Origin of the sequence: Actinomadura rudentiformis, assembly GCF_008923185.1 — a bacterium.
Taxonomy (GTDB): domain Bacteria; phylum Actinomycetota; class Actinomycetes; order Streptosporangiales; family Streptosporangiaceae; genus Spirillospora; species Spirillospora rudentiformis.
The window spans coordinates 108,366-131,621 of record NZ_WBMT01000027.1; the positions used below are offsets into that span (position 1 = coordinate 108,366).

21 protein-coding genes are annotated in these 23,256 nt (G+C 70.4%); 14 read left to right on the plus strand and 7 right to left on the minus strand.

Annotation, left to right across the window (positions count from 1 at the left end):
• The first annotated feature begins 22 nt into the window (after window positions 1–22).
• The 7 genes from ruvB to F8566_RS43095 all read left to right on the plus strand — a co-directional run bounded on the left by ruvB (window position 23) and on the right by F8566_RS43095 (window position 8,626).
• Window positions 23–1,057 carry a Holliday junction branch migration DNA helicase RuvB gene (gene ruvB, locus F8566_RS43065; protein ID WP_404800399.1) on the plus strand — a complete coding sequence of 345 codons (1,035 nt, stop codon included), beginning with the start codon at window positions 23–25 and terminating at the stop codon, window positions 1,055–1,057.
• 139 nt (window positions 1,058–1,196) lie between these two features.
• The gene (locus F8566_RS43070) at window positions 1,197–1,661 is read left to right on the plus strand and encodes a hypothetical protein (protein WP_151569025.1); all 465 of its coding nucleotides are present in this window, start codon (window positions 1,197–1,199) and stop codon (window positions 1,659–1,661) included.
• Window positions 1,662–1,928: 267 nt separating this feature from the next.
• Window positions 1,929–2,402 (plus strand): preprotein translocase subunit YajC, encoded by a 474-nt coding sequence (yajC, locus tag F8566_RS43075; RefSeq protein WP_151569027.1) that lies wholly within the window; start codon window positions 1,929–1,931, stop codon window positions 2,400–2,402.
• Window positions 2,403–2,445: 43 nt separating this feature from the next.
• Window positions 2,446–4,221 (plus strand): protein translocase subunit SecD, encoded by a 1,776-nt coding sequence (gene secD, locus F8566_RS43080; RefSeq protein WP_225994044.1) that lies wholly within the window; start codon window positions 2,446–2,448, stop codon window positions 4,219–4,221.
• Window positions 4,221–5,378 (plus strand): protein translocase subunit SecF, encoded by a 1,158-nt coding sequence (gene secF, locus F8566_RS43085; RefSeq protein WP_151569029.1) that lies wholly within the window; start codon window positions 4,221–4,223, stop codon window positions 5,376–5,378. Before secD ends, secF begins: the two co-directional genes overlap by 1 nt.
• Window positions 5,379–5,455: 77 nt before the next feature.
• On the plus strand, window positions 5,456–5,980 hold the full coding sequence (locus F8566_RS43090; RefSeq protein ID WP_151569031.1) for an adenine phosphoribosyltransferase: 525 nt from the start codon (window positions 5,456–5,458) through the stop codon (window positions 5,978–5,980).
• A 471-nt stretch (window positions 5,981–6,451) separates the two neighbouring features.
• A complete protein-coding gene (locus F8566_RS43095; protein WP_225994050.1) occupies window positions 6,452–8,626 on the plus strand; it encodes a RelA/SpoT family protein in 2,175 nt (724 codons plus the stop codon).
• A gap of 148 nt (window positions 8,627–8,774) precedes the next feature.
• Here the strand turns inward: F8566_RS43095 and aspS are convergent, their stop codons facing one another.
• From aspS to F8566_RS43110, 3 genes are read right to left on the minus strand one after another with little or no spacing between them, the layout of a single operon-like run.
• A complete protein-coding gene (gene aspS, locus F8566_RS43100) occupies window positions 8,775–10,541 on the minus strand; it encodes an aspartate--tRNA ligase (protein WP_151569035.1) in 1,767 nt (588 codons plus the stop codon).
• On the minus strand, window positions 10,538–11,806 hold the full coding sequence (gene hisS / locus F8566_RS43105; RefSeq protein WP_151569037.1) for a histidine--tRNA ligase: 1,269 nt from the start codon (window positions 11,804–11,806) through the stop codon (window positions 10,538–10,540). Before hisS ends, aspS begins: the two co-directional genes overlap by 4 nt.
• Before the next feature lie 11 nt (window positions 11,807–11,817).
• Window positions 11,818–12,513, minus strand: a complete 696-nt coding sequence (locus tag F8566_RS43110; RefSeq protein WP_151569039.1) for an MBL fold metallo-hydrolase — start codon at window positions 12,511–12,513, stop codon at window positions 11,818–11,820.
• A 225-nt stretch (window positions 12,514–12,738) separates the two neighbouring features.
• On the opposite strand from F8566_RS43110, the gene F8566_RS43115 reads away from it, so the two are divergent.
• Together F8566_RS43115 and F8566_RS43120 are read left to right on the plus strand one after the other, a co-directional pair.
• Window positions 12,739–13,560, plus strand: a complete 822-nt coding sequence (locus tag F8566_RS43115) for a peptidylprolyl isomerase (protein ID WP_151569041.1) — start codon at window positions 12,739–12,741, stop codon at window positions 13,558–13,560.
• A 59-nt stretch (window positions 13,561–13,619) separates the two neighbouring features.
• Window positions 13,620–14,870, plus strand: a complete 1,251-nt coding sequence (locus F8566_RS43120) for a DUF349 domain-containing protein (RefSeq protein ID WP_151569043.1) — start codon at window positions 13,620–13,622, stop codon at window positions 14,868–14,870.
• Here F8566_RS43120 and F8566_RS43125 read toward each other — a convergent pair.
• The 4 genes from F8566_RS43125 to F8566_RS43140 form a co-directional block, all read right to left on the minus strand.
• Window positions 14,867–15,433 carry a TIGR03086 family metal-binding protein gene (locus tag F8566_RS43125; protein ID WP_151569045.1) on the minus strand — a complete coding sequence of 189 codons (567 nt, stop codon included), beginning with the start codon at window positions 15,431–15,433 and terminating at the stop codon, window positions 14,867–14,869. The genes F8566_RS43120 and F8566_RS43125 overlap by 4 nt on opposite strands.
• Window positions 15,434–15,529: 96 nt before the next feature.
• The gene (locus tag F8566_RS43130; RefSeq protein WP_151569047.1) at window positions 15,530–16,192 is read right to left on the minus strand and encodes a DUF305 domain-containing protein; all 663 of its coding nucleotides are present in this window, start codon (window positions 16,190–16,192) and stop codon (window positions 15,530–15,532) included.
• A complete protein-coding gene (locus tag F8566_RS43135; RefSeq protein ID WP_151569049.1) occupies window positions 16,189–16,788 on the minus strand; it encodes a DUF3105 domain-containing protein in 600 nt (199 codons plus the stop codon). The genes F8566_RS43130 and F8566_RS43135 overlap by 4 nt, the downstream gene beginning before the upstream one ends.
• Before the next feature lie 55 nt (window positions 16,789–16,843).
• Window positions 16,844–17,332, minus strand: coding sequence for a hypothetical protein (locus tag F8566_RS43140; RefSeq protein ID WP_151569051.1), 489 nt, complete (start codon window positions 17,330–17,332; stop codon window positions 16,844–16,846).
• 121 nt (window positions 17,333–17,453) lie between these two features.
• On the opposite strand from F8566_RS43140, the gene F8566_RS43145 reads away from it, so the two are divergent.
• From F8566_RS43145 to alaS, 5 genes are all read left to right on the plus strand, one after another.
• Window positions 17,454–18,191 (plus strand): phosphatase PAP2 family protein, encoded by a 738-nt coding sequence (locus F8566_RS43145; RefSeq protein ID WP_192810155.1) that lies wholly within the window; start codon window positions 17,454–17,456, stop codon window positions 18,189–18,191.
• 158 nt (window positions 18,192–18,349) lie between these two features.
• The gene (locus F8566_RS43150) at window positions 18,350–19,621 is read left to right on the plus strand and encodes a replication-associated recombination protein A (protein ID WP_225994051.1); all 1,272 of its coding nucleotides are present in this window, start codon (window positions 18,350–18,352) and stop codon (window positions 19,619–19,621) included.
• Between the two features lie 200 nt (window positions 19,622–19,821).
• Window positions 19,822–20,232 carry a DUF948 domain-containing protein gene (locus F8566_RS43155; RefSeq protein WP_151569055.1) on the plus strand — a complete coding sequence of 137 codons (411 nt, stop codon included), beginning with the start codon at window positions 19,822–19,824 and terminating at the stop codon, window positions 20,230–20,232.
• Complete coding sequence (locus F8566_RS43160) at window positions 20,229–20,549, plus strand: hypothetical protein (protein ID WP_151569056.1); 321 nt, start codon at window positions 20,229–20,231, stop codon at window positions 20,547–20,549. The genes F8566_RS43155 and F8566_RS43160 overlap by 4 nt, the downstream gene beginning before the upstream one ends.
• Before the next feature lie 2 nt (window positions 20,550–20,551).
• Complete coding sequence (alaS, locus tag F8566_RS43165; RefSeq protein WP_151569058.1) at window positions 20,552–23,221, plus strand: alanine--tRNA ligase; 2,670 nt, start codon at window positions 20,552–20,554, stop codon at window positions 23,219–23,221.
• Window positions 23,222–23,256: the final 35 nt, after the last annotated feature.

A 23,256-nucleotide genomic window follows, 5' to 3' on the forward strand; every position in this document is an offset into this window, starting at 1 on the left:
GGGGGACTTCGAGGAACGGCTCGTGTCAGCCGATGCGGACGGGCCTGAGGAGGAGGTCATCGAGGCCGCCCTCCGGCCCAAGAAGCTCGACGACTTCATCGGCCAGGAACGTGTCCGCGAGCAGCTCTCCCTCGTCCTGCACAGCGCCCTCCGGCGCGGCCGGACACCCGATCACGTGCTGCTGTCCGGCGGCCCGGGGCTCGGCAAGACCACCCTGGCCATGATCATCGCAGCGGAGCTGAACGCGCCGCTGCGCATCTCCTCCGGCCCGGCGATCGAGCGGGCGGGCGACCTGGCGGCGGTCCTGTCCACGCTGGCCGAGGGCGAGGTGCTGTTCCTGGACGAGATCCACCGGATGGCCCGTCCCGCCGAAGAGATGCTCTACATGGCGATGGAGGACTTCCGCGTCGACGTCGTGGTCGGCAAGGGGCCAGGCGCGACCGCGATCCCGCTGGACATCGCGCCGTTCACCCTCGTGGGCGCCACCACCCGGGCCGGCATGCTCCCCGGCCCGCTCCGTGACCGGTTCGGCTTCGTCGCGCACATGGACTTCTACGAGCCCGCCGAGCTGGAGGTGATCGTCAAACGGTCCGCCCGCCTGCTGGGCGTGGAGATCTCCGACGACGGCGCCGCCGAGGTGGCCGGCCGTTCCCGCGGCACCCCACGCATCGCCAACCGCCTGCTGCGCCGTGTCCGCGACTTCGCCGAGGTCCGCGCGGACGGGGTGATCAACCTCGAGCTGGCCCGGGCCGCGCTCACCCTCTACGAGGTGGACGAACGCGGCCTGGACCGGCTCGACCGGGCCGTGCTGAGCTCCCTCATGCGCAAGTTCGGCGGGGGGCCGGTCGGGCTTTCGACGCTGGCGGTCTCGGTGGGGGAGGAGCCCGAGACCGTCGAGGTCGTGGCGGAGCCCTTCCTCGTCCGCCAGGGCCTGCTGGCCCGCACCCCCCGCGGCCGCATCGCCACTCCGGCGGCCTGGGCCCATCTGGGCCTGACCCCGCCGCCGACCTCCCCGATGGCGGGCGCCCTCTTCGAAATCGACGACGACTCTGTGTGATCGGACCATTTCCGCTCGCCGGTGACCTGCGGCGGAGACAGCGTGGAGACGCCGCGGAGACATCACGGAGGCAGCAGGGAGACGCGTCGATGATTCCGTCCTTCTGACCGACGAATCTCGGGATCACGAAGGGCGTCCAATGCGACTTGCAATCACCGGGGCCTCTCTCGCACTCGCCACCGCGGCGTTCACCCTGTCCGCCCCGGCGGCCCAGGCCGGCACGGCCACGGAGAGCGTGGCGGCGCAGGGGCCGGCCAAGGCGGCGGCCAGCGCGGGCTACACCTACAAGTGCTCCGCAGGCGGCTTCACCGGGTACGTGTACGTCAACTTCGAGCGCGGGAGCGGCCGCGTCTGGCGGGTCAACTGGATCCAGTACAAGATCACCGGCAAGGCGGGCAAGGGCCGGCACAAGGCGGACGTCCGCTGGTGGGACGGCGCCACGCTCCCGGCCACCGTGCGCAAGACGGCCAGGGCCAAGCAGGACGGCAAGTGGCACAAGCTCTCGGGCAGGTACACCCGGGGCCAGGGGTACTCCTCCTTCCTGATCATTTTCGACAAGAAGGGCAAGGACCCCCGCTGCTCCCAGAAGTTCCGCATGCGCTGACCGCCGAAGCGTGAGGCAGGCCGGTCCTCAGGGGCCGGCCTGCCGTGGTCTGCCCCGGCCCTCGTTCGTCCCAGTGGTCACAGCCCGGCGGGCATGGAGTAACGGCTTGGGAACTTCCCGGCGCCGCCGGTCGTCACGTCGTTGCCGGGCTCTCGCGTACTCTCTAGACTCCGGGACTTGGTCACCGTCCCCCAGCCGGGCGGTTCCCACGCGTGAGGCCATTCTGGCGACAGGCTGGATAAACCACATCGGAAGGAAGCCCCAGCAATGGGCGGCAACACGATTATTGCGGCGAACGGTGGCGGCGGCGGAGCGTTCAATCTGCTGCTTCTCCTCGCCGTGCCCCTGGTCTTCTACTTCTTGCTGATCAGGCCGCAGAGCAAGCGCCGCAAGGAGCAGCTGCAGATGCAGAGCTCCATCGAGCCCGGCGCCCGCGTCATCACCACCAGCGGCATGTACGCGACCGTCGTGGCCACCGACGACGACGGGCTGGTCCTGGAGATCGCTCCGGGCGTCGAGGCCCGGTTCGTCAAGCAGGCCATCATGAACGTCGTCAAGGACGACGAGGGCGACGAGCTCGAGGACACCGAGGACGCCGAGGGCGGCGACGAGGACGGCAAGTCCTCTGGTGACTCGATCGATCTGTCCAAGGACGAGAAGGACGTTGCCGGCGAGGCGAAGGACGACGCCGAGTCGAAGCCCGCGGCCAAGGCCTCCTCGACGGAGAAGCCCTCGGCCTGACGGCGCGCAGGCAACGAATTGAAGACGGGAAGTAAGACGACCAGTGGCTCCGCCTCGTAGCAGCATTCCCAATCCCGCGCGCACGCTCCTCGGATTGCTCGCGGTCATGGTGGCCCTGACAGGGGTCATGTTCCTCCAGGGGAGGAGCACCCCGAAACTGGGGCTCGACCTTGCCGGCGGCACGACGGTGACGCTCACCGCCAAGACCGAGGCGGGCAAGAATCCGCCTGCCAGTCAGATGGACCAGGCCGTGAAGATCATCACCCAGCGGGTGAACGGCCTGGGCGTGTCCGACGCGGAGGTGAACAAGCAGGGCAGCAACAACATCGTGGTGAGCGTGCCCGGCGAAGGCCAGCAGCAGGTCGTCGACACCATCGGCAAGACGGCGAAGCTGCAGTTCCGCCAGGTCTACGTCGTGGGCGTGGGCACGCCGGCGGCGGCGCCGTCGGTCAGCCCGACCGGATCGGTCAGCCCGAGCACGACGCCCAAGGCGACCACGACGCCCAAGGCGAGCGAGTCGCCCAAGGCGGGGGTCAAGCCTTCCGCCAGTTCGACCCCGCGCAGCCGGGCACTGTCGGAGGCCCTGGCGGCCCCGACGCCCACGCCGTCCGGCACGGGCAAGTCGAGCCCCTCGGCGACGCCTTCGGTCAACCCGTCCGTGGTGCCGAGCCTGCCGCCGGACCTCGGCGGCCAGGAGGACTTCACCGGCATCGAGGACAAGGCCGTCATCGACCAGTACAAGAAGCTGGCCTGCTCGCCCAACGGGACCACCGCCCCGGGCTCCAACGATCCCACCAAGAAGTGGGTCGCGGCCTGCGACAAGGACGGCAAGGAGAAGTACATCCTCGGGCCCGTCCGGGTGGAGGGCACGCAGGTGTCCGACGCCAACGCGATGCCTCCGGACCCGCAGCAGGGGCAGAGCAGCTGGACCGTCGCGATCAAGTTCAAGTCGGCCGGTGGCAGGCAGTTCGCCGCCGTGACGACCGACGCCTACAAGGCGCCGGCCGAGACGCCGCAGCGCCGGGTCGCGATCGTGCTGGACGGGCAGGTCGTCTCGGCGCCGAGCATCGACAACGGCCCGATCACGGGCGGCACCGCCAGCATCTTCGGCCCGCCCGACAGCTTCACGCAGACGTACGCCGACGACCTGGCCAACGTGCTCAAGTACGGTGCGCTGCCGCTGGAGTTCACGCAGAGCTCCATTGACGAGGTGTCCTCGACACTGGGCTCGGACCAGCTGCGCGGCGGTCTGATCGCCGGTGCCATCGGCCTCGCGCTGGTCGTGCTGTACTGCATGGTCTACTACCAGGGCCTCGGGCTCGTGGCGGTGTCCAGCCTCGTGGTGGCCTCGGCCATCACCTACCTCTCGGTGGTCATCCTCGGTGAGGGCATGGGCTTCCGGCTCTCGCTGCCGCACATCATCGGCCTCATCGTCTCGATCGGTATCACCGCCGACTCGTTCATCGTCTACTTCGAACGACTGCGAGATGAGCTGAGAGCCGGGAGAACGCTGCGGCCCTCGATCGAGAGCGCCTGGAAGCGGGCGCGGCGCACCATCCTGGTCGCCGACGCGGTCACGTTCCTGGCGGCCGTGGTGCTCTACTTCCTGGCGGTCGGCGGGGTCCGGGGCTTCGCGTTCGCCATGGGGCTCACCACGCTGATCGACGTCGTGGTGGTGTTCTTCTTCACCAAGCCGCTGGTGGCGCTGCTGTCGAGGACGCGGTTCTTCGGCAAGGGCCACCGGCTGTCCGGCCTCAGCCCGAGCCGGTTGCGCCGCGGCGGGACCACCGCTCCCCTTCCGAAGAGCCAGGAGGCCTGATGTCCACGCGCTCCGTCTTCTCCAGGTTCTACGGTGGCGAGGTCAGCGCCGACATCGTCGGCCGGCCGAAGCTCTGGTACTCCATCTCCGGCCTGCTGCTGATCATCTCCATCGCGGGGCTGCTGTTCCAGGGCCTCAACTTCGGTGTCGAGTTCAAGGGCGGCTCCGTCTTCACCATCCCGGCGTCCAGCGCCTCCATCGAGGAGGTCCGCTCGGCCGTCGCCGGCGGTGGCGTGCACGGTGAGACCAAGGTGCAGAAGGCCGGCGGCGACTGGCGGGTCACCACCGAGAGCCTGACCTCCGGCCAGGTCACCCAGGTCAAGCAGAACGTCTCCAGGGAACTGGGCGTCTCGGCGAACTCGATCACCACCCAGGTGGTCGGGCCGACCTGGGGCGGTGAGATCTCCAAGAAGGCCTGGCAGGCCCTCGCGGTGTTCATGATCTTGATCATCGCGTATCTGTCGGTGGCGTTCGAAGGGCGGATGGCGGTGGCGGCCGTCGTGGCGCTGGTCCACGACCTGGTCATCACCGCCGGCATCTACGCCTGGTCCGGCTTCGAGGTCACCCCGGCCACGCTGCTGGGCTTCCTGACGATCCTCGGCTACTCGCTGTACGACGCCGTCGTGGTGTTCGACATGATCAAGGAAGTGACCAAGCCGCTCGGTCCCAATTCCAAGATCACCTACAGCGAGGCGGCGAACCAGGCGCTCAGCAGCACGCTGGTCCGCTCGCTCAACACCTCGCTGGTCGCGATCCTGCCGGTCGCGGCGATCCTGTTCATCGGCACCACGCTGTTCGGCGCGGGCACGCTGAAGGACCTGTCGCTGTCGCTGTTCGTCGGCATGATCGTCGGTACGTACTCCTCGATCTGCGTGGCCACGCCGCTGCTGGTCCAGCTCAAGGAGCGCGAGCCGAAGTTCAAGCAGCTGCGCGAGAACATCGCCCGGCGTGAGAGCAGCGCCAAGCGGCAGGCCAAGGCGGCCAAGGTCGCCGAGGCGGCGCCGGTCGACGACGTGGACGACACCGGCGACGCCGACACGCCTCCCAAGGCCGGCACCGCCGCGACGCCCGCGGGCGTGACGATCCGGAAGGTGGTCCAGCAAGGGCCACGGCAGCAGCCCAAGCGGGGCACTCGGCAGCAACGCCGGGGTAAGTGACACGAATCACCCTGGACCGCGCCCCCTCCGGCACACCGCCGTGAGGGGGCGCGGTTCCATGATCAGGGAGCAGAGCAGTGGACCTCGACAAGCTGATCCAGGACCGGATCCGCGACGTGGCCGACTACCCCAAGCCGGGCGTGTTGTTCAAGGACATCACCCCGCTGCTGGCCGACCACGTGGCCTTCGCCGGCGTCGTGGACACCATCGTCAACCACCACGGCCGCGGCACCATCGACAAGATCGTCGGCATCGAGGCCCGCGGTTTCATCCTGGCCGCCCCGGTGGCCTACCACTTCGGCGCGGGCTTCGTCCCGGTGCGGAAGAAGGGAAAGCTGCCCGCGCGGGCGTACGAAGAGACCTATGATCTCGAGTACGGGACGGAAACGATCGAGGTGCACGTCGACGCGTTCACGCCCGGCGAGCGGGTGCTGATCGTCGATGACGTGCTGGCCACCGGGGGAACGGCCCGGGCGGCCGCGGACCTGGTGCGGCGTGGCGGCGGGGACGTCGTCGGGCTGTCGGTCCTGATGGAGCTCTCGTTCCTGCATGGACGGGACAAACTGGGGAATCTGGACGTCCATTCGCTGGTTACGGTCTAGCACCAAAAGGGTGCCGGATACACTTGCGAGATACGGCGCCCACATGTCAGGGGAGGCTGAGTGCCCGGTGAGGTGGTATCGACCGACGCGGTGACCGACGCCGCGGTGCATCACGCCGCGGAGCCGGAGCACGCGCGGCCGGATGCTGCGGCCGGGCCGGCCGGGCGCGACGAATCGCGCGCCGCGGCACCCCCGCCGCCCGCGACCCGGCCCGCACAGGCTGCCGACAAGCAGACTCCCGACAAGCAGACGCCCGGCGCCGAGGCGCCGGCAGCCAGCAAGCCCGCGGCCACAGCGGCCAAGGACGCAGAAGAGAGGCCGGTCGGCAAGGGTCAGGCGGCTCCCGCCGCGACTCCACCCGCTCCGGCTCAACCCGCCAACACGTCCAGGCCGACTCCGGCCACGATCCCACCGTCTGCCGCCCGGGTGCGCCGTAGGCTCGCCAGGTTGGGCGCCCAGCGCGGCCCCGCTATGAACCCGGTACTCGAACCACTGATCAAAACGGTCCGCAACACCCATCCCAAGGCGGACCTGCGTCTCATCGAGCGCGCCTACGACGTCGCGGCGCACTACCACCGCGACCAGAAGCGCAAGAGCGGCGACCCCTACATCACCCATCCGCTCGCGGTCGCCACCATCCTCGCCGAGCTCGGCATGAACACCGAGACCCTGTGCGGCGCGCTGCTGCACGACACCGTCGAGGACACCCCCTACACCCTCGACGAGCTGCGCGCCGACTTCGGCGACGAGATCGCCGCGCTGGTCGACGGCGTCACCAAGCTCGACAAGGTCAAGTACGGCGAGGCCGCCGAGGCCGAGACCGTGCGCAAGATGGTCGTCGCGATGGCCCGCGACATCCGCGTCCTGGTGATCAAGCTCGCCGACCGGCTGCACAACATGCGCACGCTGCGCTACATGCCCCGGCACAAGCAGGAGAAGAAGGCCCGCGAGACCCTCGAGGTCTTCGCGCCGCTGGCCCACCGGCTCGGCATGAACACGCTCAAGTGGGAGCTGGAGGACCTCTCGTTCGCCACGCTCTACCCCAAGCGGTTCGACGAGATCGCCCGGCTGGTGTCCGAGCGGGCGCCGCGCCGCGACGTCTTCCTGCAGGACGTGATCGAGAACGTGTCGACCGACCTGCGCGACGCCCGGATCAAGGCGACGGTGACCGGCCGGCCCAAGCACTACTACTCGATCTACCAGAAGATGATCGCCCGCGATGTCAGCTTCGACGACATCTACGACCTGGTCGGCATCCGGGTCCTCGTCGACAGCGTCCGCGACTGCTACGCGGCCCTCGGCTCGATCCACGCGCGGTGGAACCCGGTCCCCGGCCGGTTCAAGGACTACATCGCGATGCCGAAGTTCAACATGTACCAGTCGCTGCACACGACGGTGATAGGGCCCGAGGGCAAGCCGGTCGAGCTGCAGATCCGCACCTGGGGCATGCACCGCCGAGCCGAGTACGGCGTCGCCGCGCACTGGAAGTACAAAGAGGAGACGGTCGCCGGCCGCAAGGCCGCCGACATGCAGTGGCTGCGCCAGTTGCTCGACTGGCAGAAGGAGACGGCCGACCCGGCCGAGTTCCTGGAGTCGCTGCGCTTCGACCTGTCGGTGACCGAGGTCTTCGTCTTCACCCCCAAGGGCGACGTCATTCCGCTGCCGCAGGGCGCCACGCCGGTCGACTTCGCGTTCGCCATCCACACCGAGGTCGGGTACCGATGTATCGGCGCCCGGGTCAACGGGCGCCTCGTCCCGCTCGAGTCCACCCTCGACAACGGCGACACCGTCGAGGTCTTCACCTCCAAGTCGCCCGACGCCGGGCCCAGCCGCGACTGGCTCAACTTCGTCAAGAGCGCGCGGGCCCGCAACAAGATCAAGCACTGGTTCTCCAAGGAGCGCCGGGACACCGCGATCGAGTCCGGCAAGGAGTCGATCGCCCGCGCGATGCGCAAGCAGAACATGCCGCTCCAGCGCATGATGTCCGGGGAGGCGCTGCTCGCCCTGGCCCGCGACATGCGCTACCCCGACGTGTCGTCGCTGTACGCGGCGGTGGGCGAGAGCCATGTCTCCGCGCAGACCGTCGTCCAGCGTCTGGTGGAGGCGCTCGGCGGAGTCGAGAGCGCCGAAGAGGACCTTGCCGAGATCGCGCTGCCGACCAGGCGCAAGCGCACCCGGACCACCGGCGACCCCGGCGTCGTCGTCGCGGGCGACCCGGACGTCTGGGTACGGCTCTCGCGCTGCTGCACGCCGGTGCCGGGCGACGACATCGTCGGCTTCGTGACCCGCGGTCACGGCGTCTCGGTGCACCGCGCTGACTGCGTCAACGTGGCCCAGTTGAAGGAGCAGCCCGACCGGCTGATCGACGTCAAGTGGTCGCCCGGCGAGGACTCGGTCTTCCTCGTGGCCATCCAGGTGGAGGCACTCGACCGCCCGCGCCTGCTGTCGGACGTCACCCGGGTGCTGTCCGACCAGCACGTCAACATCCTGTCGGCCTCGGTCACCACCACCCGCGACCGGGTCGCGGTCAGCCGGTTCACCTTCGAGATGGGCGATCCCAAGCATCTCGGCCATGTCCTCAAGGCCGTGCGCTCGATCGACGGCGTGTACGACGTCTACCGCGTCACCAGCGGCACCCACCGCTGAGCCGCCCAGAGCGCGCTCGGGCCGAGCCGCGTTACCCCTCCTGTACGGCTCTGAAACGTCCGTACGGCGACTTTCCCGTGAACGAGCGAGCCCCTGCACCCGTCACGGGCGCAGGGCTCGCCTGATCGTTCTGAGCCGCGCAGGAGGATCAGGCCTCCGCGGCCTCGTCGTCCTCGCCGGGGATCACGTCGACCCCGGCCTCCTTGCGCTGCTGCTCGGTGATCGGCGTGGGCGCGGCGGTCAGCGGGTCGTAGCCGGACGCCGCCTTCGGGAAGGCGATCACGTCGCGGATCGAGTCCTGGCCGGCCAGGAGCATGACCATGCGGTCCCAGCCGAAGGCGATGCCGCCGTGCGGCGGCGGGCCGAACTTGAACGCCTCCAGCAGGAAGCCGAACTTGGACTCGGCCTCCTCCTTGGACAGCCCCAGCACGTCGAAGACGCGCTGCTGCATCTCGGCGCGGTGGATACGGATCGAGCCGCCGCCGATCTCGTTGCCGTTGCAGACGATGTCGTAGGCGTTGGCCAGGGCCTCGCCCGGCCGGTCCTGGAAGTCGTCGGCGTACTCGGCCTTGGGCGAGGTGAACGGGTGGTGCACCGGCGTCCAGCCGATCCGCTCACCCTTCTCGTCGTGCACGGCCTCGAAGATCGGCGCGTCCACGATCCAGACGAAGGCCCAGGCGGACTCGTCGATCAGGCCGCAGCGGCGGCCGATCTCCAGCCGGGCGGCGCCGAGCAGCTCCCGGGTGGCGTGCGGGACGCCCGCGCCGAAGAAGACCGCGTCGCCGGGCTCGGCCCCGACCTTGGCGGCCAGGCCCGACTTCTCCTGGTCGGACAGGTTCTTGGCGACCGGGCCGCCGAGCGTGCCGTCCTCCTGGAGCAGCACGTACGCCAGGCCGCGGGCGCCGCGCGCTTTGGCCCAGTCCTGCCAGGCGTCCAGCTCCTTGCGGGTCTGGGACGCACCGCCCGGCATGACGACCGCGCCCACGTATGGGGCCTGGAAGACCCGGAACGAGGTGCCCGCGAAGTACTCGGTCATGTCCGTCAGCTCGTTGCCGAACCGCAGGTCGGGCTTGTCCGACCCGAAGCGCGACATCGCGTCGGCGTAGGTCATGTGTGGGATCGGCCGCGGGATCTCGTAGCCGGCGATCTCCTTCCACAGCCGCGCCACCAGGTCCTCGCCGACCTTCAGGACGTCGTCCTGCTCGGCGAACGACATCTCGATGTCGATCTGGGTGAACTCCGGCTGCCGGTCGGCGCGGAAGTCCTCATCCCGGTAGCAGCGGGCGATCTGGTAGTAGCGCTCCAGGCCGCCGACCATGAGCAGCTGCTTGAACAACTGGGGGGACTGGGGGAGCGCGTACCAGTGGCCCGGCTTGAGGCGCACCGGCACCAGGAAGTCGCGGGCGCCCTCGGGGGTGGAGCGCGTGAGCGTGGGGGTCTCGACGTTGAGGAAGCCGTGCTCGCGCATGACCTCGTGCACCAGGAACGCGCCCTCGGAGCGGATGCGCATCGCCCTGGCCACGGCGTCACGCCGGATGTCGAGGTAGCGGTACTTGAGCCGGACCTCCTCGTTGACGTTGACGTCGCCCTCGATCGGGAACGGCAGCGGCGCGGCCTCCGAGAGCACCTCGATCTGCGCCGCCGCGACCTCGATCTCGCCGGTGGGCAGCTCGGGGTTCTCGTTGCCCTCCGGGCGGACCCGCACCTCGCCGGTGATCCGGACGCAGAACTCCGAACGGAGGTCGTGCGCAGTGTCCTCCTCGCGGAAGACGACCTGGGCGGTGCCCGAGGCGTCCCGCAGGTCGATGAACGTGACGCCGCCGTGGTCCCGGCGCCGGGCGACCCAGCCGGCCAGCGTCACCTGCTGCCCGGCGTGCTCCTTGCGGAGCGTCCCCGCCTCGTGCGAGCGGATCATCGTGAAAGCCTTTCCTTCAACGTCGAAGTGATCTCGGTGAGCGGTACGGCGGTCTGGTCGCCCGCCGCCAGGTCCTTGAGCTGGACGGACCCGGCGGCGATATCTCGCTCGCCGAGGATCACGGCGTACGCGGCCCCAGAGCGGTCGGCGTCCTTCATGGCGCCCTTGAGCTTCTTGCCTCCGTACGCCATGTCCGCGGCGATCCCGGCCCGGCGGAACTCGGCGGTCAGGGCGAACAGCCGGCGCTCGGCCTCCTCGCCGAGCGCGACGCCGAAGACCTCGCAGCGGGCCGGGGCGGCGAACTCGGCACCCTCCGCTTCCAGAGCCAGGACCGTGCGGTCCAGACCCAGTCCGAAGCCGATCCCCGGCAGCGGAGGGCCGCCGATGTCCTCGGAGAGACCGTCGTAGCGCCCGCCGCCGCCGATGCCCGACTGGGCGCCCAGCAGCGGGTGGTCGAACTCGTAGGTGGTGCGGGTGTAGTAGTCCAGCCCGCGTACCAGCGTGGGAGTGTCCTCCCACTCGATGCCCAGGTCGCCCAGGAGCTCGCGGACCCTGTCGTGGTGCGCCTTGCACGCGCCGCACAGGTGGTCGGCCATCAGCGGCGCGCCGGTCAGCTGCGCCCGCACCGCCGGGCGCTTGTCGTCCAGGACGCGCAGGGGGTTGATCTCGATGCGCTCCCGGGTGGGCTCGTCCAGGTCCAGCCCGCGCAGGAAGTCCTGAAGCAGCGCCCGGTAGGCCGGGCGGCACTCCTTGCAGCCGAGCGAGTTGAGGAGCAGGCGCACCTGCCGCAGGCCGAGACTCTGGTACCACTGCCAGGCGATGGCGATGGTCTCGGCGTCGACCTGCGGGTCCTCGCTGCCGATCGCCTCCAGGTCCAGCTGGTAGAACTGCCGGTAGCGGCCCTGCTGCGGCCGTTCGGCCCGGAACGCCGGGCCGGTCGTCCACACCTTGACCGGCAGGCCGCCCTGCTTGTGCAGGCCGTTCTCCAGCACCGACCGGAGCACGCCCGCGGTGAACTCGGGGCGCAGCGTCAGCGAGCGGCCACCGCGGTCCTCGAAGGTGTACATCTCCTTGCTGACCACGTCGGTCGACTCGCCGACGCCCCGCCTGAAGAGATTGGTGTCCTCGAAGACCGCCAGCTCCAGATAGCCGTAACCGGCCAGCCGGGCCTGCTCGGCGAACGCCTGCCGGATGGCGGCGAAGAGGTCCGCGCGCGGCGGAACGTATTCACTGACCCCCTTGGGGGCCTGAAAGCTCGAACTCATGATCGTTTGGCTCAGAATCCCTTGTCAGGTCCGTCTGTCGGCGCCAGATCCGCGAGGAACGGATTGCTGGCGCGCTCACGGCCGATGGTGGTCTGCTCGCCGTGGCCGGGCAGGACGGCGGCCTCGTCCGGCAGCGAGAGGCACACCCGTGACAGGCTCTTGAGGATCTCCTCATAGGAGCCGCCCGGCAGGTCGGTGCGCCCGATCGACCCGGCGAACAGCAGATCCCCCGTGAAGATCACGTCGGGCAGCTCCTGCGTCGCCGGGGTGCGGAAGGTCACCGACCCGGGCGTATGGCCGGGGGCGTGGTCCACGGTGAACCGCAGCCCCGCCAGCTCGACCACCGCGCCGTCCGACAGCTCCTTGACGTCGTCCGGCTCGCTGAGCGTCAGCCCTCCGAACAGCTGCTGACCGGCGCCCAGGCCGAAGCCCTTGGCCGGATCGGTGAGCAGCTCCCGGTCGTCCGGGTGGATGTAGGCGGGCACGTCCTTGGCGCCGCACACCGGCGCCACCGACCAGACGTGGTCGAGATGGCCGTGCGTCAGCAGGACCGCGACCGGCTTGAGCCGGTGCTCGCGCAGGACCTCGTCGATCCCGGCCTCGGCGTCCTGGCCGGGGTCGATGATCACGCATTCCTCGCCCGCGGCGGGCGCCACGAGATAACAGTTCGCGGCGAACGAGCCAGCGGGGAACCCGGCGACGAGCACGGTCGTCCTTCCTGAGAGCTGGAAACGGCAGAGAACCTGAGATGTGCCGCGCTTCGAGGGTACCGGCGGGGCCGTGGGCGCCGCGAACGAGATGCGCCGATCGCCGTGTCGGCCGCGTGGTCCTGCCTGCGGCGGGCGGCGGGGCCGGCGGGATGGCCCATCCGCGTCCCCGGTACCGCTACTATGCGCTGCACGTTCACCTGATCACATCGGAGGGGCAGGCCCGTGGCGGGGAAGGACCGCAAGAAGCAGCTCGCGCGCCAGCGATACGAGCGCCAGGAACAGGCCCGGCTCGCCCGGGAGACGCGCGCCCGGCGCGTCAAGATCATCGCTTCCGTGGCGGCCGTCGCGGTCATCGCGGGCGGCACCGGTGCCGTGGCCGCGTTCGCCGGTGGCAAGGACGACAAGGACAAGGACAAGGCGAACGCCAACGCCGACGCGGCGGCCAGCCCCACACCGACGCAGGCCGCGGCCAAGCCCGGCGAGTGCGCCTACACCGCGGCCCAGGAGGCGGGTGCGCCCAAGGACCTGGGCAAGCCGCCGGTCAAGCCGGCCTACAAGGGCACGGTGCAGGCGACCATCAAGACCAGCCAGGGCGACATCGGCCTTGAGCTGGACGGCAAGAAGGCCCCGTGTGCCACGAACTCCTTCGCCTTCCTGGCCAAGAAGGACTTCTGGAACAAGACCTTCTGCCACCGGCTCTCCACCAGCGAAGGCCTGAAGATGCTCCAGTGCGGTGACCCCACCGGCACCGGCAGCGGCGGCCCCGGCTACCAGTTCGGCAATGAGAACACCGACGGCGCCAAATACACCAAGGGCACCTTGGCCATGGCCAATGCTGGCCCCGGTACCAACGGGAGCCAGTTCTTCCTTGTGTACGGCGACTCCCAGCTCAGCCCCGACTACACGGTGTTCGGCAAGATCACTTCGGGTATCGACGTGTTGGAGGCCGTCGCCAAGGGTGGCATCGCCAAGGCCGGGCAGGACGGTACGGGCGAACCGAAGAAGAAGGTCACGATCCAGGACGTCTCGATCGCCAAGAAATAGGGCGTCGGGACATTAAGGTGTGGAGGGTCCGGTCTGCATAGGAAACGACCGGACCCGTGATGCGGGAGGCAAGCGTGTCCAGCGCGACCGATCCCTGGGGCCGGGTGGACGAGGAAGGCACCGTCTACGTCAAGACGTCGGACGGTGAACGGGCCGTCGGGTCCTGGCAGGCGGGCGCCCCGGAGGAGGCCCTGGCCTATTTCAAGCGCAAGTACGACGCGCTGGCCACCGAGATCGGCCTCCTCGAGCAGCGGGTCCGCACGACCGACTTGCAGCCCTCGCAGGCCCAGCAGAGCATCCAGCGGCTGCGTGAGGCCGTGACCGACGCGCACGCGGTCGGCGATCTCGAGGCCCTGGTGCGGCGGCTCGACGGTCTCACCGAGACGGTGGGCAAGCGCCGCGAGGAGGTCAAGGCGCAGCGCGAGCACGCCCGGCACGAGGCGCGCGAGATCAAGGAGCGCATCGTCGGCGAGGCCGAGCGGATCGCCGCCGAGGAGACGCACTGGAAGAACGGCGGCGAGCGCCTGCGCCAGCTGGTGGAGGAGTGGAAGGCCGCCGAGCGCATCGACCGGCCGACCGAGACCGCGCTGTGGAAGCGGCTGTCGGCCGCCCGCAACGCCTTCACCAAGCGCCGCAAGGTCTACTTCGCGACGCTCGACGAGCAGCGTGAGGACGCGCGCCGCGAGAAGGAGCGCCTGGTCGCCGAAGCCGAGGCGATGTCGGATTCGACCGACTGGAGCGAGACCGCCGCGGCGTACCGCGATCTGATGCGCCGCTGGAAGTCGGCGGGCCGGGCCGCCCGCGACGCCGAAGAGGAGCTGTGGTCGCGCTTCAAGGGCGCGCAGGACACCTTCTTCTCAGCCCGCAGCGCCGCGTTCGCCGAACGCGACGCCGAGCTGCGCGTGCACGCCGAGGAGAAGGAGAAGATCCTCGCCGACGCCGAGCGGTTGCTGCCGGTCCGGGACGTGCGCCAGGCACGGCAGGCGCTGCGCGCGATCCAGGAGCGCTGGGAGGCCGCCGGCATGGTGCCGCGCGACCAGCGTGACCGCCTGGAGGGCCGGCTCCGCAAGATCGAGGAGACGATCCGCGGCGCCGAGGAGCAGGAGTGGCGGCGCACCAACCCCGAGGCCCGCGCGCGTGCAGAGGCGACCGTGGCGCAGCTTCGCAACTCCATCGAGCAGCTGGAGAAGCGTCTTGCCAAGGCCCAGAGTGCCGGGCGGGACAAGGACATCAAGGACGCCGAGGAGGCGCTGACCGCCCGCCGCGCATGGCTGGAAGAGGCCGAGCGCACCCTCGCCGAGTTCTCTTAGATCGCCCGCCGCCCGAGGAAGGCCAGCAGCCGGGTCTGCTCGTCGGCGCCGGGCGGTGCGGGCAGCGGCGGGCCCAGGTCCCCGCTCGCCCGGAGCTCCTTCGCGATGATCTGTGCCGTCGCGAACGCGTGGTGGACCAGATCGGGGTCGAGCCTGGCGGGCTGGCCGGTCGCCCGGGCCAGATCCCAGGCGTGGATCAGCGGCTCCAGGAGGTAACCGCCGAGGAAGTCGCCCAGCGGCAGGTCGCCCAGGCTCCCGAACGGGACGGGCCGCCGCAGTGCGTCCGGGGTGAGGGCGGCGGCGCACTCCTTACGCGCCGTCCGCCATTCCAGCAGGGCGTCGCCGGCGGCGTACCGGGAGGGGGCGCTGCTGACGTCCGGTTTCGGCGCGCCGGTCGCCATGGCCCGGATCAGGTACTGCCCACCGATCACATGCCCGGCGACGTCGCGCGCCGTCCATCCGGCGCACGGGGACGGCCTGTCCCAGCCGTCCCGCGTGACGCCACCGACCACGCCTTCGAACAGGTCCAGTGCCCGGTGGTAGCCGCTGAGTTTCTGAGCCATGGTGGTCAGTGACCCGCGCCGCGCCTGACGTGTCAAGCGATATCGGCAACCTCGGCCGTGCCGCCGGTCGCTCAGCCGGTCGCGCCGCCGGTCGTGCTAACCCGTCCCGGCGCTCCGTTCGGACAGCATGCGGTTCATGAGATCGATCTCGGACCGCTGGCCGTCGACCATGGTCCGCGCCAGCCGCCGCACCCGCGGGTGGTCGGTCCGGGCCAGCACGGCCTCGGCCATCGTGACCCCGGCGCGGTGATGGGCGATCATCAGCCGCAGGTAGCTGATCTCGGCGGTCCGGCCCGAGGCTCGTTCGAGCTCCCGCAGCTGCGTCCGCGTGGCCATCCCCGGCATCACCGCGCCGTCCGCGCCCGGTGTCGCGGCGGCGCCGGGCGCCGTCGCGGAGCCGTGGCCGCCGTGCCCGTTCATCCAGCGCATCCGCCCGCCCGGATTCGTCTTGGGCAGGTCCCACTCGTCCAGCCAGGCGGTCATCATGCCGATCTGGGCCGACTGGGTGTTGATGATGTCGAACGCGAGCAGCCGGGTGGCCTTGTCCTCAGTGCGGTCCCGGATGGTGAACGACATCTGCACGGCCTGCGCGTGATGGGTGCTCATGTCCCGGGCGAACCCGGCCTCGGGCCCGTCGGACACCGGCTCGTCCCCCCGCAGCGCCGACAACCCGGCGAAGACCGCGGCCCCGGCGAGGACGAGCACCGCGAGGACGACGGTCACCCGGCGTCCTCGTGGTGCCCGGACCGCGTCGCTCACGGCGTGTCCTTGGCCCCGTTGCAGGCGGCGCCGGGCTCGGGCGTCTGCGGCCCCTTCACGTACGCCTTCAGGAACGCGTCCACGCGCTTGTCGGAGGCGTCCTGGACCTTGACCTGCTTGCCCCACGCGGAGAGCGCGATCGGCGCGTCCAGGTCCGGGTAGGGGCTCATCATCGTGTAGTCGTTGCCCTCGACCTTCTCCTTCAGCTTGCTGATCTGATCGGCGGCCAGATCGGGCTTGTAGGTGATCCAGACTGCGCCGTGCTCCAGCGAGTGGACGGCGTTCTCGTTGCGCAGTGCCTGGTCATAGACCCGGCCGTCACAGTTCTGCCAGGCCGCGTCGTGGGCACCGCCCATCGGGGGAGTGGAGTCGTACTTGACCGGGGTGGCGACGTGGTCGCGACTCAGCCCGTCCTTCTGCACGAGCCCCTGGATGTCCGCTGATGCGGACGAGGTGCGGGTCTGTAGGAAAGCGAAAGTGATGGCCACGACGGCCACGACACCGATGACGGTGAAGAAGACGATGCCGCCCCAGGGGACGGTGCGTTCGGTCAGGGCGTTCTGGCGTTGCACACGGTTACGGGCGCTCTTGGACATGGGGATACTCCTCCTGCTCTCTATGGCTTCTAAATGGCTGAGGACGGCCAGGCCGTCACAGCCGAAGCACCTGCAGAGAGGCCAATGAGGGAGAGAACGGTGCCCGTTGCCAGGGGATCCCGATGATCCAGCCGACGCGGGCGGGCAGGACGCCGCCCGCACGGGTCGGCCTTGCCGCCAGGGCCAGGATCATGAGGCTGAGCAGTATCGCCAGCGAGAGGCAGCCGCTTGCCGGGTCCAGCGGGGGCAGGTCGAGCGGTGCCCTCGCCGTGACCGGGGCGGCGGCGAGCGGAACGGCCTTCCCCGGCACGCCCTTGACGGGCTCGGCGGCCGTGCCGGGTTCGGCTGTCTTGGCGCCTGAGGCGGTCGCGGTGTGGTCCGCCTCGTGCGCCAGGGCGTCGGCCACGTCGGCCGGGACGCTGGTGAGGTGGGCGGTGCAGACCCGCATGGGGGCGGCATGCCCGAGCCCGTAGGTGAAGACAAGCCCGGCAACGACGAAGAGCGCCACGAGCAGCCCTGCCAGCCCGTGCCGTCGGCGTGCCATACCGGTCACCGTCACCCTTGCCGTTCACCCTTCCGGTGGATCGTGAACCCTACTCGCGGACCAGAGATTACGGGAGAAGGTAGTTGATTCTTACAATATGCGGCGATCTGTGCTCCCCCGTTTGGCTGTCGCGCTGGCTTTCGCCGTTCAGGCGGCACTGGTGGCTCTGCTGTTCGCCGTGTACGGGTACGGGCGGCATCTGGCGGACGGGCGGCCCGACGTGGCGTTCGCGAACGCCGAGCGGGTCCGGGACCTGCAACGGGTCCTGAGGCTGCCCGATGAGGCCGCGCTGCAGGAGGCCGCGCTGCGCTGGGACGGCTGGGCCCGTATCGCCAACGAGTACTACGTACGCGTGCACTTCCCCGCGACGTTCCTGTTCCTGGGCTGGATCTGGTTCTGGCGGCGCGCCGCCTGGCCGCGGCTGCTCGCCGTCGTGGCGCTGTCGCTGGCGGTCGCGCTGGCGATCCACACGCTCTACCCGCTCGCCCCGCCGCGCCTGCTGCCGGGCGGGGACTTCGTGGACCTGATGAACGTTTACGGCCCGAGTTCGTACGCCACGGAACCGGGCGAGGGGATGGCCAACCAGTTCGCGGCCATGCCCTCTCTGCACGTCGGCTGGGCCGTTCTGGTGGCGTGGGGTGTGATCCGGTACGGGCGGGGCCGCTGGCGGTGGCTCGCGGTGGCCCATCCGGTCGTGACCCTGCTCGTGGTGGTGCTCACCGCGAACCACTACTGGCTCGACGGGATCGTGGGATCGGTGATCGTGGCCACCGCCCTGGCCGTGACCGTCCGGCTGGAGCGCCGGCGGGGTCCGGCACGGGCGGGATTGTCCGTACGGCGAGATAGTGTCGGAGCGTGACCAGCGCGGAACCGGGCCAGCCGGAGGGCCTCTTCGACGATCCGATGGGGGCGGACACCACCGGAGGCGGTCCGGCCGCCGCGGCCGCGGTTCCCGGCACCCGGAGCGGCGAGCCCGGCGGAGGGCTCCCGGGCGCCGTGCAGCCACTCGCCGTGCGCATGCGGCCGCGCGGACTGGACGAGGTCGTCGGGCAGGCGCACCTGCTCGGGCCGGGGACCCCGATCCGCCAGCTCGTCGAGCGTGACGTCCCGATGTCGCTGGTGTTGTGGGGCCCGCCCGGCACGGGCAAGACCACGCTCGCCACGGTCGTCAGCTCGGTCACCAGGCGCCGGTTCGTGGAGATCTCCGCGGTCACCGACGGCGTGAAGCGGGTCCGTGCCGAGATCGACCTGGCCCGCCGCGAGCTCGGCATGACCGGCCGCCAGACCGTGCTCTTCGTCGACGAGGTGCACCGTTTCAACAAGGCCCAGCAGGACGCGCTGCTGCCCGCCGTGGAGAACCGCTGGGTCTCCTTCATCGGCGCCACCACCGAAAACCCGTTCTTCTCGGTGATCAGCCCGCTGCTGTCCCGGTCGTTGCTGCTGACGCTGGAGCCGCTGGGCGAGGACGACCTGCGCGAGGTGATCAGGCGGGCGCTGGCCGACGAACGCGGGCTGAACGGCGCGGTGGAGCTCGACCCCGCCGCCGAAGACCACCTGGTCAGGCTCGCCGGGGGTGACGCACGCCGCACCCTCACCTACCTGGAGGCCGCCGGGCTCGTCGTCGCCGACGGCGACACGATCACGCCCGAGGTGCTGGAGAAGGCGGTCGACCGGGCGGCGGTCCGCTACGACCGCGAGGGCGACCAGCACTACGACGTCATCAGCGCGTTCATCAAGAGCATCCGCGGCAGCGACGTCGACGCCGCCCTGCACTACCTGGCCCGGATGATCGAGGCGGGCGAAGACCCCCGGTTCATCGCGCGGCGCCTCATCGTGCACGCCAGCGAGGACATCGGCATGGCCGACCCGACCGCCCTCCAGACGGCGACCGCCGCGGCGCACGCGGTGGAGTTCGTCGGGCTGCCCGAGGCGCGCATCAACCTCGCCCAAGCGGTGATCCACCTGTCCCTGGCTCCCAAGTCCAACGCCGTGATCACCGCCATCGGCGAGGCGATCAGCGACGTGAAGAAGGGGCTGGTCGGCCCGGTGCCCGCTCACCTGCGTGAGGCGCACTACAAGGGTGCCGCCCAGATCGGCCACGGCAAGGGCTACAAGTACGCGCATGACCATCCCGGCGGGGTCGTCCGCCAGCAGTACGCGCCGGACACCGTCAAGGACCGCGAGTACTACCGCCCGACCAGGCACGGAGCCGAGGCGCGCTTCTCCGAGGTGCTCGACCGCATCCGCACCGTGCTGCGCGGCAAGGGCACCGGCAAACCCGCGAAGTAGCATGATCCAGCGATCGGTCGCCCTGGGCCGGTAATCTGCCCGGAGAACGCCTCGGGCGCCGGGCTCACCTCGCGCGGGAAGCTCCCGGTCGCGGCCGTCCGCGCGTCGCAAACCCTGCGCGGCCAGGGCCGGTGCCCACGGTAAGGTCTGTCTGACCGATCCGGACCTGAGACGACCCGCGACAGCGAACGGAAGCCCTGATGCTTACTGGTGGACAGCTAGCAGGTCTCATCGTGGCCGTGTTCTGGGCGATTCTCGTGGCCTTCATCGCCTTCACCCTGCTGAAGCTCGCCCGGCTCCTCGGCGAGGCCAGCAAGGTCGTCTCCGACATCGGCGACCAGGCGGGGCCGCTGCTGGACGACATGACGCGCACGGTGCAGCGCGCCAACGAGCAGCTCGGCCGGACCGACGTGATCACCAAGCAGGTCGCCGGGGTCACCCAGAACGTGTCCGCGGTGACCACGGTCATGACGTCGGTGGTGGGCGGGCCGCTGGTGAAGGCCGCGGCGTTCTCCTACGGCGTCCGCAAGGCCCTGGGCAACAACCGGCCCGAGGAGCCGACCGCCCGCCCGCAGCTGCCGGCCCGCGGCTCAGGCAGGGGGCGGCGATGAGACGGCTCTTCTGGCTCTCACTCGGCGCCGGGGCGGGCGTCTACGCGACCCACCGCGTCAAGCGGCGGGTGGAGCGCTTCGCCCGCACCTGGTCCCCGGAGGGCGTCGCGGCCCGGGCGGTGACGGCCGGACAGGGCGCCGGAGATCGGTTGAGGCATTTCGCCTCCGACGTCCGTACTGAGATGGAGGCGCGCGAAGCCGAGCTCCGCGAGGCCATCCGGATGGACCAGGCTCCCCCCGAGCCGCCCGAAGGCACACCCCGGAGGGTGCTGAGGGCCCGCTACACGATCATCAACGACGACAAGGATGGCCACTGATCATGGAGTCGGCAGAGGTCGCACGCCGCTTCCTCACGTTCTTCGAGGAGCACGGGCACCTGGTGGTGCCCTCGGCCAGCCTGATCGCCGAGGACCCGACGCTGTTGCTGGTCAACGCCGGCATGGTGCCGTTCAAGCCCTACATGCTCGGCCAGCGCACCCCGCCGGCGCCGCGGATGACCAGTGCCCAGAAGTGCGTGCGGACCCCCGACATCGACGAGGTCGGCAAGACCGCCCGGCACGCCACGTTCTTCCAGATGCTGGGCAACTTCTCGATCGGGGAGTACTTCAAGGAGCAGGCGATCCCGTACGCCTGGGAGCTTCTCACCCGCTCCCAGGCCGACGGCGGGTTCGGCTTCCCCGAGGAGAAGCTCTGGGTCACCGTCTTCCAGGACGACGACGAGGCCCAGGACATCTGGCACAAGCAGGTGGGCGTGCCGCTGGACCGCATCCAGCGCCGCGGCATGGCCGACAACTTCTGGTCGATGGGCGTGCCCGGCCCGTGCGGCCCCTGCTCGGAGATCTACTACGACCGCGGTCCCGAGTACGGCCGCGAGGGCGGCCCGATCGCCGACGAGGACCGCTACCTCGAGGTGTGGAACCTCGTCTTCATGCAGTTCGAGCGCGGCGCCGGCCAGGGCAAGGACGACTTCCCGATCCTCGGCGAGCTGCCCGCCAAGAACATCGACACCGGCATGGGCCTGGAGCGGATGGCCGCCGTCCTGCAGGGCGTCGACAACATCTACGAGACCGACACGCTCTGGAAGATCCTCGACCGGGCGGCCGGCCTCACCGGGGCCAAGTACGGCCGTGACCAGCGCGCCGACGTGTCGCTGCGCGTGGTCGCCGACCATGTGCGCAGCGGCACGATGATGGTCTCCGACGGCATCCGCCCCGGCAACGAGGGCCGCGGCTACGTGCTGCGCCGCATCCTGCGCCGCTCCATCCGCAACCTGCGGCTGCTGGGCGGCGAGGAGGCCGGGCTCATGCACGAGCTCACCGCCGTCGCGATCAAGACCATGGGCGAGCAGTACCCGGACCTGATCCGCACCGCCGCCAACATCCACACGGTGATCGACGCGGAGGAGGAGTCCTTCCTCCAGACCCTGCGCACCGGCACCGCGATCTTCGACGCGGCGGTGGAGGAGACCCGGCGCTCGGGCCGCCCGTCGCTGGCCGGCGACCAGGCGTTCAAGCTGCACGACACCTACGGCTTCCCGATCGACCTGACCCTGGAGATGGCCTCCGAGCAGGGCCTGCAGGTCGACGAGGAGGGTTTCCGCCGGCTCATGAAGGAGCAGCGGGACCGCGCCAAGAAGGACGCGCAGGACAAGAAGACCGGCAACCTCGACGTGTCGGCGCTCGACGACCTGCTGACCCGCTCCGGCGGCCAGGTCGAGTTCATCGGCTACAACAACGTCCTCGGCGAGGGGCGTCTGGTCGGCCTGCTGGTCAACGGCGCCAACGTGCCGGCCGCCGGCGAGGGGTCGCAGGTCGAGGTCGTGCTCGACCGCACCCCGTTCTACGCCGAGGGCGGCGGCCAGCTCGCCGACCACGGCGTGATCAGGCTCGGCAACGGCGCGGTCATCGAGGTCGACGACGTCCAGTCCCCGCTGGCGGGCCTGATCGTGCACCGCGGCACGGTGCGCAGCGGCGAGGCCCAGGCCGGCGACACCGCGTTCGCCGAGATCGACGTGGACCGGCGGCGGGCGATCTCGCGCTCGCACACCGCGACCCACATGGTGCACGCCGGCTTCCGCCGCGCGCTCGGCGAGTCCGCCGCGCAGGCCGGCTCGGAGAACTCCCCCGGCCGTTTCCGCTTCGACTTCACCGCCTCCGGCGCCGTCCCGGTCAGCGTGCTGCGCGACGTGGAGGACGAGGTCAACGACGTCCTCGTCAACGACCTCGACGTCCGCGCGTTCACCACCTCCCTCGACGAGGCCCGCGCGATGGGCGCCATGGCGCTGTTCGGCGAGAAGTACGGCGACGAGGTCCGGGTCGTGGAGGTCGGCGACTACTCCCGCGAGCTGTGCGGCGGCACCCATGTCGCCCGGTCCGGGCAGCTCGGCCTGGTCAAGGTCCTCGGCGAGTCGTCCATCGGCGCCGGCATCCGCCGCGTCGAGGCCCTGGTCGGCATCGACGCCTTCCGGTTCCTCGCCAAGGAGAACGTGCTCGTCGCCCAGCTCGCCGAGCAGCTCAAAACCCGCAAGGAGGAGCTGCCCGAACGCGTCTCCGGCCTGGTGACCCGGCTCCGCGAGGCCGAGAAGGAGCTGGAGAGGTTCCGGTCGCAGCAGGTCCTGGCGATCGCCGGGTCCCTCGCCGAGGGCGCCAAGGACGTGAACGGCGTCGCCTTCGTCGCCCACCGGGCGCCGGACGGCACCGGCGCCGACGATCTGCGCAAGCTCGCTGTGGACGTCCGCGGCCGGCTCGCGGGCCGCCCCGCCGTCGTCATGGTCGTCGGCGTGCCCAAGGACCGCCCGGTCGTGGTGATCGCCGTCAGCGAGGGCGCCAAGGAACGCGGCCTGAAGGCCGGCGCGCTCGTCGGCGTCGCCGCCAAGACGCTCGGCGGCGGTGGCGGCGGCAAGGACGACCTCGCACAGGGCGGAGGCGCGAACCCGGAGGCCGTTCCGGACGCGCTGGCCGCCGTGGAACGAGCCGTAGGGGCAGCGTGAGCGAGCGAAGCGAGCGCACGCCTGCTGGCGTTGCC

Coding starts and splice junctions, on each gene's coding strand:
- F8566_RS43095 (WP_225994050.1), top strand. CDS start 6,452: ATGAACCCGGTACTCGAACCACTGATCAAAACGGTCCGCAACACCCAT.
- F8566_RS43155 (WP_151569055.1), top strand. CDS start 19,822: ATGCTTACTGGTGGACAGCTAGCAGGTCTCATCGTGGCCGTGTTCTGG.
- F8566_RS43150 (WP_225994051.1), top strand. CDS start 18,350: ATGCGGCCGCGCGGACTGGACGAGGTCGTCGGGCAGGCGCACCTGCTC.
- F8566_RS43120 (WP_151569043.1), top strand. CDS start 13,620: ATGCGGGAGGCAAGCGTGTCCAGCGCGACCGATCCCTGGGGCCGGGTG.
- hisS (WP_151569037.1), bottom strand. CDS start 11,806: ATGAGTTCGAGCTTTCAGGCCCCCAAGGGGGTCAGTGAATACGTTCCG.
- secF (WP_151569029.1), top strand. CDS start 4,221: ATGTCCACGCGCTCCGTCTTCTCCAGGTTCTACGGTGGCGAGGTCAGC.
- F8566_RS43070 (WP_151569025.1), top strand. CDS start 1,197: ATGCGACTTGCAATCACCGGGGCCTCTCTCGCACTCGCCACCGCGGCG.
- yajC (WP_151569027.1), top strand. CDS start 1,929: ATGGGCGGCAACACGATTATTGCGGCGAACGGTGGCGGCGGCGGAGCG.
- F8566_RS43135 (WP_151569049.1), bottom strand. CDS start 16,788: ATGTCCAAGAGCGCCCGTAACCGTGTGCAACGCCAGAACGCCCTGACC.
- aspS (WP_151569035.1), bottom strand. CDS start 10,541: ATGATCCGCTCGCACGAGGCGGGGACGCTCCGCAAGGAGCACGCCGGG.
- alaS (WP_151569058.1), top strand. CDS start 20,552: ATGGAGTCGGCAGAGGTCGCACGCCGCTTCCTCACGTTCTTCGAGGAG.
- F8566_RS43140 (WP_151569051.1), bottom strand. CDS start 17,332: ATGGCACGCCGACGGCACGGGCTGGCAGGGCTGCTCGTGGCGCTCTTC.
- F8566_RS43160 (WP_151569056.1), top strand. CDS start 20,229: ATGAGACGGCTCTTCTGGCTCTCACTCGGCGCCGGGGCGGGCGTCTAC.
- F8566_RS43125 (WP_151569045.1), bottom strand. CDS start 15,433: ATGGCTCAGAAACTCAGCGGCTACCACCGGGCACTGGACCTGTTCGAA.